The sequence below is a fragment of the Flavilitoribacter nigricans DSM 23189 = NBRC 102662 genome (genome assembly GCF_002646595.1).
Classification (GTDB): domain Bacteria; phylum Bacteroidota; class Bacteroidia; order Chitinophagales; family Saprospiraceae; genus Flavilitoribacter; species Flavilitoribacter nigricans.
In genome coordinates, this window is sequence record NZ_PDUD01000037.1 from 125,927 (window position 1) to 138,340 (window position 12,414).

Genomic DNA, 12,414 nt, shown 5'->3' on the forward strand with positions numbered 1-12,414 from the left:
GTATCGCTCTCCATCTTGTACCCGATACTCAATTGGTTTTGGCTATGCTGGTAGAAATATTTGATGACGAAAGGGTGATCACCGGTCGACAGGATCGTGGCGCCGACTAACCAACGTAAACAGTATTTTAGGCCCATGCGTTTATTTTTAAACACACAACCGCGGAGTACCTAATTTCCTTACGGTATTTGTGGTGTCAACCATTTAGGGTTTACCATTGATCCTGAATACAAATGCGTGTTCCAGGTCTCTCGGTCGGGCCCCTAATTTAATAACTAAACCCTGAACTTTCTGTTCCCATTCCAGTTCCTCCTCGTAGCCTAACAGCTTTACCGACCCGATCTGTTGACCGTACCATTTGCTATTCGTACCTAGTGCCGGCAAAACGACCTGGTCGGTCGGCCAGTCCAGCACAATAGCGTATAGGGCGTCGCCCCGGGTGGTATAGCGTATGTCTTGCGCGCTGTGATCGGCGTTCCGGCGTTCGCTGAGATGGCCCTCCACGATCTCCGTCGGACCTTCTCCGTACATCACCCAGGGACGGGTGCCGTAGATCGCTTCCCCGTTAATGCGTAGCCAGTCGCCCATCGCCAATAGCCGTTCCCGGACCGGGGCGGGGATCTCGCCGTTTGCCTGTGGCGTGATATTCAAAAGCAGACAGCCATTTTTACTCACTACGTCTACCAGGAAATCTACGAGGCGATTCACGGATTTATAATCCGGATTCTGTATGTCACACCAGGCTTTCCAGTCAATGGAGTCATCGGTCAACCAGGGAAAAGGTTTAGATTCGCTCATCCGCGCCCGCTCCAGGTCCAGCACCGCTGAGCCCGGCTGGAAATCGGTAAACTTGTAGGTCGCAACCACTTCCCTACCCTGCCGGTTTCCTGCATTATAGTAGTGACTTAAGAATTTCAAACGGTATTTTTCGTCAATGATGTCCATTTTGTTATCGAACCAGACCAGGTCCGGCTCGTATTTGTCTACAACTTCGACAATGCGGTCGTACCATTCCCGGTTGAATTGTTCGTCCGGTAAGGGCACCGTTGGCTGACTGGCCATCACAAAAGTCCCTGCCGGCACTTTTGGTCCGTATAATCCGGATAGTGCAGGATCGGAAGCGTCGGCCTGTGGGTCCCAGGTGGGGAACCAGGCATACATCCAGTGCCGGTGGTAAGTGGCTATAAATTTGAGCCCGCGCTTGCGCAGGGCTACGGCCATTTCACCGACAACGTCCCGCCGCGGCCCCATATCTTTGGCATCCCACCTGGTCAGGCGACTATCCCACATAGCAAACCCATCGGCGTGCTCGCTGACCGGCCCACCGAATTTAGCCCCGGCCCGTAGGAAAAGTTCGGCCCATTCATCCGCATCGAATCGCTCGGCGGTAAACATTGGTATAAAGTCCTTGTACCCAAACTCGTGGACGGGTCCGTAAGTGCTTTCGTGGTACGCCCGGATCGGGTCGCCTTCGAGGTACATCCGGTGCGAATACCATTCCGTCTGGTACGCGGGCACTGAATACGGCCCCCAGTGACAGTAGATGCCAAACTTGGCATCCAGAAACCATTCCGGTGTCTGATGTCGTTGCAGGGAAATCCATTCCGGTTGGTACAATGGATCCGGGTTTGTAGCTTTTTGCTGTTCAGGCCTTATGCGGCAGCCACTAAAGAGCAAAGAAAAAATAATAAGTGATGCGGTGATCGATATTGTTTTCATATTCTCAAAGATCACCCGCCGATCCGGGAGTGACTATCACACTTGGTTTAAATGACAGAACAAATGCTCGAATTGTCAATTTTGCAGCAAGGAGCAGGTATGCTGTCGCTAAAGATCCATATCTGTTAGCATCCGCACCATTTGTTATACATAAGCACTTTTTTATTGCGATCTTAGTAAGATGAAATGCCTTCAACAAATTTGGGTGGCACTGTTCGGGCTGGCAATACCCGCTTTCTGCCAGGCTCAGATAGACCAGATCCGCTTCGAACACATTACTTCCGAACAGGGATTGTCCGAAAATGTAGTCACCTGTATTTTTCAGGATAGTCGGGGATTTATCTGGTCCGGGACCAATGATGGCCTTAATCAGTACGATGGTTACGAGTTCTCTGTATTCAATCCGGTCCCGGATGACACGACGTCCATCAACAGCAATCTTATCTTTGCAATTACGGAGGACGCTGCGGGAAATGTCTGGATCGGGACCACGGGTTCCGGCCTCAATCGCTTTGATCCCCAAACCGAAACCTTTACCTATTTTCAACACGAAGTCGCTAATCCGAACAGCCTATCCAGCGATCACATTTTAAGTCTGTATACGGATCGACGGGGACGTATCTGGGTAGGTACGATCGACGGACTCAACGTTGTGCTGCCCGGCCGGCAGCCGGATGAACCCGTTAAGATCCAGCGGGTGCTGACCGGAAGCGACACGGCACGACTGGCTGTACAGGAAATTATCGAAGACCGGGTCGGCAATATCTGGATCGGAACTACGCAAGGCCTATTCCGGTGTGAAGCCAAGGAATTGAATGATCGGTTTTCTTTTGACCAGATCAAAATAGACGCTGAAGACGGCAAGAACGTAAAAGCCCTGGTGGTGGATCAACTCGGCCGGCTCATCGTTGGGACCAACTCCGGGATCTACTGCCAGATCCGATCTGGTTTCGAGCCCGGTTTTAGGAAATTCGGGGATCTGTCGATCCAGGCGCTCATCCGGGAAGGTCCGGATCGCATCTGGGTAGGCACCTATCAAGGTTTGTTCCAGTTTCAGCTTGCATCCACAGATACGGTACCACTTTTGGTAGCAGCTCATAACGCACAGCCGGACAATCGCTACAGCCTGAATAAAAATGTGATCAGATCCCTTCTTGTAGATCGCACCGGTATCATCTGGGTGGGCACTATCGGGGGCGGACTGAATAAATTTGACCCTAATCGCAAAGCTTTTTATCAATTCGGACAAGACCTGGTGCGTAATGGGCACCGGTATGCGGAGATACGTTCCATGCTCGAAGATAGCTTCGGCAACTTGTGGGTCGGTACGGAAGGCGGCGGTTTGTTTCAGCATGCCGCCCGCGAGGGAAAACCGAAATATGATGCATTCACTTCCGTACCGGGAGCCGCCCGCGTTTTCGCTTTGGAGGAGGTCACCGAAAACGGGCAGCAGATTATTTACGCCGGCTCTGAAGACTGGCCGACCTTGCATCGGATCGTCCTCTCCAAAAACGGTCCGGAAAATATTGCACCGGTACCGGAGGCGCTGGGCCCGGTGTTTTCTATCCTGCAGGATAGAAGAGGATATCTCTGGTTTGGCACCTACAACAAGGGGCTATGGCGATGGATGCCGAAACCCGGAGGTGGTTACCGGAAAGACTGGTTTTCGCGGAAGAATTCCGGCCTGATCAATAATATCGTCCGCAAAGTTTACGAAGATAAGGATGGTAATATCTGGATCGGTACCGGCAGGGGACTCAGTCGTATCGATGCAGAACAGACGGCCGTGGATAATCCGGTTTTTCGTACTTACCGGCACCATCCGCAAGATTCTCAAAGCCTCAGTCACGATTATGTACTGGATCTCCTGGAAAGCACATCTGGCTACCTGTGGATAGGTACTTTTGGCGGTGGCCTCAATCAGCTCGTCTACGACGACGAAAGGGGCATCAGTTTCCGAAGATATCTGGAGGGTGATGGACTACCCAATAATACGGTCAAAAGCATTCTTGAGGATGAAGCTGGTTTTCTCTGGCTGGCTACCAATGGAGGACTGGCCCGTTTTGATCCGCTTAGCGGGCAGTTTCAGGCCTATTCCACCACCGACGGGCTGCAGTCCGCTGAGTTCCTCGAAAACGCTAAGCTTAAACGCTCCGACGGCCTCCTCTTTTTTGGAGGAGTGAATGGCTTCAATGCTTTTAACCCACAAAATATTCAACTTGATAAAACGCCGCCCGAAGTGATCTTTACCCGCTTCCTGGTGCATAATCGGGAGGTGAAACCCAATGAAAAAATAGATGGTCGGGTAATCCTCAAGCGCTCGGTATCGCTTACCGACCGGATTACGCTCAAATATCGGCAAAATGATTTCTCTGTTGAATTTGCCGCGCTGCACTACGCCGAGCCACGAAAGAACCGTTATGCTTACCGGTTGGAAGGCTACCACCGGGACTGGATCGAAACGGGGCCGGAAAAACGCTTTGCGACTTTCACCAACCTGCCGCATGGAAAATATACCCTATTGGTCCGGGCCGCTAATCCGGATGGTTTCTGGACGGAAGAACCGGCATCGCTGCAGATCGAGATCAAACCGCCTTTCTGGTTATCCTGGCCGGCTTATTTGCTTTACGCGACCTTGATCTTTACGGCGCTCTGGCTGTTCCGGCGGTATACGGTCATCGGTGTCCACGAAAAACATCGCCTGACGCTCCAGCACCTGGAACGCGAAAAACTGGAAGAGCTTAATCAGATGAAGCTGCGTTTTTTTACGAATATCTCCCATGAGCTCCGGACGCCTCTGACCTTGATCATCTCCCCCCTGGAACTCATTCTGGAAAAAGGCCGGACGATCACCTCCGATAATTTACAACAGCAGTATCACTACATGTACAAGAATGCCAAATATTTACTCCGGCTGGTGAATCAACTGCTCGATTTCCGTAAACTGGATCAGGGGAGTATGGATCTGCGGGTAGACCGCGCCGAATTATTCACTTTCATTGAAAGTATTACCCAACCCTTTCAGTTTCTGGCAAATAAACAAGCTATTCATTTTGAGGTTCTGCCGCCGGATGGCCGCATCTTAGCTTTCTTTGATCCGGACGTTGTGGAAAAGGTCCTGTATAATCTGTTGTCTAACGCCTTCAAATTTACTCCGGCCGGGGGGCACATTTCGGTGGAGGTGCTGGAAACAGAGGCAGTTGTAAAGGATATTCCCGGATCCTTTGTGGAGATCCGGGTGCAGGATGACGGCCTGGGGATCTCCAGGCATCGACTGAAAAGGATATTTGAACGCTTTTACAAAGAAGGATCAGGTAGGGTGAATAAAGACGGGGCCGGCATCGGACTGGCTTACACCAAAAGTCTGGTAGATCTGCATCATGGTACCATTGAAGTAGAAAGCGTTAAGGGCGAGGGGGCCTGTTTTACGGTTCGCCTGCCAATGGAAAAGAAAGCTTACCTGAGATCGGAGATCGAGCGGGGTAAGGTGGAGCAGTTCAAGGCAAGTTCGGAACCGCTGGAATACCTGCTGGCGGATAAAATCGCTAAAATACCGGCCGGGCTCTCTGGCATCGGGGAATCGGAACCGGAGTTGCCTCTCCTTTTGTTTGTAGATGATAATTCGGATATCCGATGTTTTATCAAAGAGGGCTTCCAGAACGATTTTCGTATTATCGAGGCTGAGAACGGCGAAAGGGCTCTCGAAGTGGCGCGGGCCTCTCTGCCGGATATCATCGTCAGCGACATCATGATGCCGAAAATGGATGGTATCGAACTCTGCGAAGCGCTCAAAACCGATCCGCTGACCAGCCACATCCCAATTGTGCTGCTGACGGCTAAATCGACCGACGAGGACCGGCTTGCCGGCTTGCGTACCGGCGCCGATGCCTACGTCGCTAAGCCATTTAAACTGGATATCTTACGCGCCCAGCTCCTGAATATTTACTTCCTGCGGGAACGGCTCAAACAGCGTTTTCGGCAGGAAGTATTGCTGCAACCGGAAGAGATCACGGTCACCTCCGCTGATGAGGAATTTTTGAAAAGAGCGGTGTCCATCATAGAGGATCACATGTCGGAATCGGAATTTAATGTGGAAGCGCTGGTTCGGGAGATGTACCTGAGTCGCAGTAAGCTCTACCTCAAACTGAAGGCCCTGACCGGACAATCCTCCAGCGAGTTTATCCGTACGATCCGCCTCAAACGAGCGGTCCAGCTTTTGGAAAAAAGTGACTATACCATTAAGGAGATTATGTTCATGACTGGTTTCAATACGGCATCCTATTTTTCCAAGTGTTTCAAAAACCAGTTTGGCGTTGTACCCAGCGAATATCTGAAGAAGCAAAAAAGATCCGGCAAGGAGGAGATCCAAACATAGCCCGGTCTCCATGAATTATCCTGATCTGTCCGGAATATTCCGGGAATTTGTAGCACAGAAAATATATCGTAAAGGATTGGCTATAACTGCCCTGACGGTCGTACTGTTTACCGGCTGTCGGGATCGTTAACCGGCAATAGACACCATGTCCATCTGTCTGCAAGGGGCCACCGCGCCCAGTACCTTCGATTTGTAGTCATTTGTTCTACAGTCCGGATCATATGTCCTATCCCGGAACGACAGTAATAGGCATTTTTAGGGTGAGCGATCTACTCCATTGGATTGCTTATCCAGAACTTTTTGCAATGCTTGACTGCTATTGGTAGTCGGGCATTGTTTTATAGATTGAGGGATGATCTCTTTACCGAACCTGAAGTCTTGCTTGGCGTCGTTATATCTCCCCTTTCTTTTCTTGTTAACAGCTTCGACCTTTAATGGCCTCCTCTCCCACAATTACCCCTAATAGCCGGAAAACTTAGAGAATTTTCTGCTTTGGAGGCATTGAAATGTGAAAAGGTAAGAGGTGAAAATACTCAGAAAAGGAAGTGATTTTGCCGATCTGCTACTCCGATTCAGACCCCCAAGTTACAAACCTGACCGAACACCACCTTCAAGATTAGTGTTTTAGTAGTGTATTTCAATTTTACTGAAATGCCTATTATTAACCTGAAAACCATTATATTATGTTACGTTATGCATTAATTTTCTTTGTAGTTGCTATTATCGCTGCCATCCTCGGATTCGGTGGATTTGCCGGAGCTATGGCTGGAATCGCAAAGATCCTTTTCTGGGTATTTATTGTTTTATTGGTAGTTTCTCTGCTGTCCGGTGCCGTGAAAAGAGTGTAAAGACAAATAATATAATGCCAAAAATACAAGACACTATTTTGGCATAAATTGTAACATTACATAGATGATCTGTTAGATCGTCAAAACAGGTGGTCCTTTCCCGATGGGTTAGGACCATCTTTATTTTAGCAGTCGCCTATAGAAACGAATCATCTACCCAGGAAAGGGTGCTTTTGTACAACCTAGCATCCCCACCAAAAAAATAGCCACGATTTGACCTGACTATCAGATCAAATCGTGGCTATAACATTTCAAAACAGTTCAGTAGGCTGTAATAATATCTACTTTTGTTACAGTGTTTTAGTTCCCACTGCCACTATTATCATTCTGCTTACGTTGCAGCTCGCGTTGCATGGGGTTGCCCGCACCACTGCCACCTCTACTTCTCGCTCTACCTTTAAACAGCTCAAAACGGGAAGGTTCCCGGGTTTCGGGCCAGTAGTTGTTATTTCGGTCGGTGTCAGCGGTTTCTAACAGTGGATCCAGGATGATTTTTTCTACCTCTTTTTCAAAGAAAAATACCTTATTCACCTGTTCATTTTCCTTTTGCCAGATCTGAACGGGGACGTTTACGATCTCGGAGGTGCCATCTACAAATTGGAATTCAAGAATGATCGGCATGACCAAACCGCCTAAATTTTCAAATTGGATAGAATAGTAATGATAGCCGGCCTCCAGAAATGCTTTTTCTTCCGGAGATAATTGACTCAGATAACGCTCATAAGCTTCCTTGTCTTCCGGGGTTACATCCAGCGGATCGTAGGTGTTGTAGAAATCCTTCATAGTCGGATCGCGCTCTACCAGTGACTCCATCGCTTCGTAACGCTGATCGCCGATGTATTTGGGCGATTGTTCCCGCTTCGCTTTGGCCAGGGCCTTCTCCACCTCGGGATCTTTAGTGTCTACCTGAAACCACTGTACCTTATTGATGGCCAGATCAACGTGATCGGTAGAATAGAACCAACCCCGCCAAAACCAATCTAAGTCTATACCGGAAGCATCTTCCATGGTGCGGAAAAAATCAGCCGGTGTCGGGTGCTTAAACATCCAGCGATTCGCATATTCTTTGAAAGCCATATCGAACAGCTCACGGCCCATGATGGTCTCCCGTAAAATATAGAGTGCGGTGGCGGGTTTCGAATAGGCATTAGGACCAAAATTTTTCACCGATTCTGAGTTGGTCATGATCGGCGAAAGCTTCTCTTTGGGTAAGCTCATGTAAGAAACGATCTTTGCCGGTTGTGCGCCCCAGTCGTGATCCGTTTCCCATTCCTGACCGGCAACAGCATCCAGGAAACTGTTGATCCCTTCGTCCATCCAGGTCCACTGTCGCTCATCGGAATTAACGATCATCGGAAAATAGTTATGACCGATCTCGTGGATGATCACCCCAATATGGCCGTATTTCATACGCTCGGAATAGGTGCCATCCGACTCGGTACGACCGTAGTTGAACGCTATCATCGGATATTCCATACCCATACTACCATCGACTGACCACGCTACCGGATAGGGATAGTCAAAAGTCATTCTCGAGTATACCTCAATGGTGTGGGCAATGACGCGGGTCGAAAACTTGCGCCAGAGTTCGTACCCCTCTTTGGAGTAGGCCGACATACACATGACGGTTTTGCCATTTTGCTCTAAAGCCATTGCATCCCAGATGAACTTGCGGCTGGAGGCAAAAGCAAAGTCCCGTACATTTTCTGCTTTGAAGGTCCAGGTCTTTTCTTCCGTAGACTTTGTCTTTTCGTTTTCAATGGCTTCTTCCCGGGTGACGATCATCACCGGAGTGTCGGTCGTTTTACGGGCAGTATCCATTCTTTTACGTTGCTCGCTGGTCATTACGTCCTTCGGGTTCTGTAACGTACCGGTAGCCGCAACAACGTGGTCAGCCGGAGCCGTGATATTTACTTCGTAATCACCAAACACCAGCGTGAATTCACCTCTGCCCAGGAATTCTTTATGTTGCCATCCTTCGACCTCATTGTAAACACACATTCTGGGAAAAAACTGGGCGATGGTATAGATGTAGTTGTCATCGTCGGCAAAGTATTCCGCTTTACCCCGGCCACCGGATGGAACATTGTACCACCACTTCACCTTGAAGGATACATTTGCACCGGGCTGCAGTGGCTGATCCAGATCCACCCGCATCATGGTGCCCACGATATGGTGCTTCATATCCTTATCCGCTGCATTTTTCACGTATTCAATATTATGCCCGCCGTCAAACGGATTATGCATCCTGGACAATTGACTGAAACTCATCCGGCCGTCGATCTCACCGGATTGTATCTTTACGGTTTTCGAATCTTTTGCTCGGACATTCTGATCCAGTTGCACCCAGAGATAGGTCAGGACGTCCGGAGAATTGTTGTAGTAAGTGATCACTTCGTCTCCGTAAATTCTCTGATTGGTATCATCCAATCGGATATCCATCTTATAATCTGCCTTTTGCTGATAGTATTCGTGGCCCGGTGCTCCGGAAGCCGTACGGTAAGCATTGGGAGTAGGAAACTCTTCCTTTAACTGTTTGAACTTGTTGTAATTTAAATTGGGATTCTGCGCTTGAATCATAAACGCGGTAAGCCCCAATAGCAGGGTGAGTGTAAGAATCTTTTTCATAAATAAGTTTTGATAGTTTAATCCTCTCGTCAGAAATGAATACAATAGATGCGCAACTTGCGGAGGTAATGTACCCACGAAACCAAAGTTAAGAATAATCCCAACATGGCCGGTGTTGTGGTGTGTATAACAAATTGCACAAAATCGTAACTTGGAAATGAAACGACAAAATCTGAGTTATGAAATCCGAAGAAAAAGTAGATGCCATATTAGAATCGATGCGAGAAGAGGTACAGCAATTTTTGGAGGAGGAATCTCAGATCACCTCGTCCACTGAATATGAAGAGCGAGTAATAGAGTTATCAAGAAAGTTTGCTCGGGGCTTGATCTCTAAATCACAGGGTCAGCTACCGAAGAGTCGTAATTCAAAAAAAGTACTGACGAGTCTGGGGCGAGTTGAATTGCGAAAAGATCATACCTTGAGTAAAGGGACGTTGAAATTTGGGATTAGTGAGCGGATACGAGGGCTGTTATGTTTACTTGGCCAATCGGTGGTGTATGAAGAAGCCTCAGAGCTATTTGCAACAATGCTGGGTATTGACGTTTGTACGCCACCGATCCAGCGGGTGTGTACGCACTATGGTAAAGCTATAGATCCTTTGGTAAAGGCCAATTGTAAGGCAGTTATTCCGCCACGTCTGGAATCAGGCAAAGGCCAGGACAAGATGTACGTAATGTAGATGGGTCAATGGTCTAACCCGAGATCAGGGATGGCGTGAGTTAAAGTTGGGGCAACTGTTTCACGATAGACAAGTAGTTGATATTCAGGCCCATAGAAGAGAAGTGTTCGAATCAGTCTATGTGATCCACTTGGGGAGTGTAGAAGAGTTCTTCCCGAAATTTGAGCGGCATCTTGTAGGTTATACTGACAAAGTGATCATTGGTGACGGGGCTAAATGGATCTGGAATTGGGCCGATGATAACTATCCGGAACGGGAAGCCAATTTGTAACGGATCTATCAATTTAAATCTCTGCCTTCGGATTCGGCGATGCGCGAAGCCATTGATGGCATTGAACCATCGCATATCTTGAGCAGTTTCAAGGTCCCTTGCAAGAACTTGCTGAACATAGGATTATGGAGGAATATCGTGTTTTGGACCGTTACCAATGTATACTGTTTGATGGTACGGAGCACTATTGCAGCGCCAGTAGCGCTTGCGAACATTGCCTGACCAAGGTACATCGCAACAAAAAGGGGGATATTACCAAAACGACTTATCACCACCAGGCTTTGACCGCAGTCATGGCTCATTATGATCACAAAGAGGTCTTCCCGGTTGCCTGTGAGCCCATTGTGCGCCAGGATGGGGAGACCAAGAATGATTGCGAACTGAATGCTTCCAAACGCTTGTTGCCAGTGGTACGGCAAATGTTGCCAGCATACGAACTACTGGGTGTTTTCGATGGCCTGCACCCCAATGGCCTCATGATCCGATTATTGGCCAGTTTGCAGATGCGCTATGTGATCGGTATCCAGGAAGGCTATGTCCTGATCCAAGGTAGATGGATTGAAGGCCCAAAATGCCCTTCAAACCCAACAATGGGAAGCACCAAAGGGACACTCCGGTATTGCCAGATGGCACAATTCATTGATCCTAAACGGGCAACATCAGGATATCCAAACCAACTATTTTGAGTAGGAAGAATTTGATGCACCTAGAGTACGGACCTACTACAATAGTTGGATAACCGATATTGAAATTACCCCTGGCAACATCCAGGAACTCACCAAAATTGGCCGCAGCCGTTGGAAAATCGAAAACGAGACTTTCAATAGGCTCAAAGATCAGGGCTATCATTTGGAACATTCCTACGGGCATGGCAAAAAATACCTGGCTACCAATTTCATACTACTGACCTTTCTGGCTTTTCTCACCGACCAGATCGCACAAAGATTGGACGCAGCTTTTGACCGGGCCTTAACCTATTGTAAGACCAAGAAAAAGCTCTGGGAAAAGGTCCGACAGGTCTTTGATCTATTGCCTTGTATGTCTATGAACGTTATTTACCGATTCAAAGCCAAGGAAATCAAAGTCGATTTCCCTCTCCTTGAATAGGTCATATTTATTTTTTACTAATAGCGAGAATCGCTGGCCATGAAATCAAAGTATATAGAAATAAAAATTCGTACTTTGGCCCCATTAAAATAACGGATAACAAGCGTACAATTCTAAATAAAGTTTCATGACAAGTCTACGAGATCTCCTAAGTAAATGGCATCTTGACAATCTAAATATCAACGCTGGATTCCTACAGGCTAGTATTAGTTTCAAGGATGCTGATCGTGCAGCCGCCTGGGACATGTATATCGAACTGTTGACCAGAGTTACGACCCAATATTTGGAACCAGAACATGGCGATGAAAAGTCAGCCCTCGATAGTTTTTATGCTCTCTTTGGACTCACGAGAGAGGTGATTAAAAAAAATGGTCCGAACTGCATCAATTTTGCAAAATTGGCAATTGTCATTCTCAACCAGGTTATTCGGCCCTTTACAGCGAAATGGCACAAATTGAGCTTGGCCGGAGCTTTTGCTGATCCAGTCCAGTGTTTATTGTTTCGCCAGGAGATGGAAGACCTACAGACGACATTACGTAAATACACTGTTTCTTTAGCCGATATTGCGGGAGTAGAAGATCTGACTGATTTTGAGATCCATTAAGAACGGCCTGCTAAAAAAGTGTGGTCTTACCCGAATGATTAGGGGAACTCCCAGTCATGGGCATAGGCCGTCCCTGTAAATTCTCCAGGAGATAGTCTTCGATATAAAATTTGGCTATTGGCCGTTTCCCTTGTGGAGTTGTAAATCCGAAGATTGATGATTCTAGGTCTATACGGTCCCAA

7 protein-coding genes are annotated in these 12,414 nt (G+C 47.9%); 5 read left to right on the top strand and 2 right to left on the bottom strand.

The window, feature by feature from the left end:
- Positions 1-204: 204 nt before the first annotated feature.
- Positions 205-1,719, bottom strand: a complete 1,515-nt coding sequence (locus CRP01_RS30755; RefSeq protein ID WP_099153922.1) for an alpha-L-fucosidase — start codon at positions 1,717-1,719, stop codon at positions 205-207.
- A 181-nt stretch (positions 1,720-1,900) separates the two neighbouring features.
- On the opposite strand from CRP01_RS30755, the gene CRP01_RS30760 reads away from it, so the two are divergent.
- Both CRP01_RS30760 and CRP01_RS30770 read left to right on the top strand, forming a co-directional pair.
- The gene (locus CRP01_RS30760; RefSeq protein WP_099153911.1) at positions 1,901-6,094 is read left to right on the top strand and encodes a two-component regulator propeller domain-containing protein; all 4,194 of its coding nucleotides are present in this window, start codon (positions 1,901-1,903) and stop codon (positions 6,092-6,094) included.
- 683 nt (positions 6,095-6,777) lie between these two features.
- On the top strand, positions 6,778-6,942 hold the full coding sequence (locus CRP01_RS30770; protein WP_099148859.1) for a DUF1328 domain-containing protein: 165 nt from the start codon (positions 6,778-6,780) through the stop codon (positions 6,940-6,942).
- A gap of 300 nt (positions 6,943-7,242) precedes the next feature.
- Here the strand turns inward: CRP01_RS30770 and CRP01_RS30775 are convergent, their stop codons facing one another.
- Positions 7,243-9,570 carry a M1 family metallopeptidase gene (locus CRP01_RS30775; RefSeq protein WP_099153913.1) on the bottom strand — a complete coding sequence of 776 codons (2,328 nt, stop codon included), beginning with the start codon at positions 9,568-9,570 and terminating at the stop codon, positions 7,243-7,245.
- Positions 9,571-9,749: 179 nt separating this feature from the next.
- Here CRP01_RS30775 and CRP01_RS30780 point away from each other — a divergent pair, with 179 nt between their 5' ends.
- The 3 genes from CRP01_RS30780 (at position 9,750) to CRP01_RS30805 (ending at position 12,232) form a co-directional block, all read left to right on the top strand.
- Positions 9,750-10,250 carry a hypothetical protein gene (locus CRP01_RS30780; protein WP_099153914.1) on the top strand — a complete coding sequence of 167 codons (501 nt, stop codon included), beginning with the start codon at positions 9,750-9,752 and terminating at the stop codon, positions 10,248-10,250.
- Positions 10,251-10,646: 396 nt separating this feature from the next.
- A complete protein-coding gene (locus CRP01_RS42000; protein ID WP_143473598.1) occupies positions 10,647-11,207 on the top strand; it encodes a hypothetical protein in 561 nt (186 codons plus the stop codon).
- A gap of 548 nt (positions 11,208-11,755) precedes the next feature.
- Positions 11,756-12,232 carry a hypothetical protein gene (locus CRP01_RS30805; RefSeq protein WP_185154580.1) on the top strand — a complete coding sequence of 159 codons (477 nt, stop codon included), beginning with the start codon at positions 11,756-11,758 and terminating at the stop codon, positions 12,230-12,232.
- Positions 12,233-12,414 lie beyond the last annotated feature (182 nt).

Bases quoted from the DNA above. Each gene is read 5' to 3' on its own strand.
- CRP01_RS30755 (WP_099153922.1), bottom strand. From the start codon at position 1,719: ATGAAAACAATATCGATCACCGCATCACTTATTATTTTTTCTTTGCTC.
- CRP01_RS30760 (WP_099153911.1), top strand. From the start codon at position 1,901: ATGAAATGCCTTCAACAAATTTGGGTGGCACTGTTCGGGCTGGCAATA.
- CRP01_RS30770 (WP_099148859.1), top strand. From the start codon at position 6,778: ATGTTACGTTATGCATTAATTTTCTTTGTAGTTGCTATTATCGCTGCC.
- CRP01_RS30775 (WP_099153913.1), bottom strand. From the start codon at position 9,570: ATGAAAAAGATTCTTACACTCACCCTGCTATTGGGGCTTACCGCGTTT.
- CRP01_RS30780 (WP_099153914.1), top strand. From the start codon at position 9,750: ATGAAATCCGAAGAAAAAGTAGATGCCATATTAGAATCGATGCGAGAA.
- CRP01_RS42000 (WP_143473598.1), top strand. From the start codon at position 10,647: ATGGAGGAATATCGTGTTTTGGACCGTTACCAATGTATACTGTTTGAT.
- CRP01_RS30805 (WP_185154580.1), top strand. From the start codon at position 11,756: ATGACAAGTCTACGAGATCTCCTAAGTAAATGGCATCTTGACAATCTA.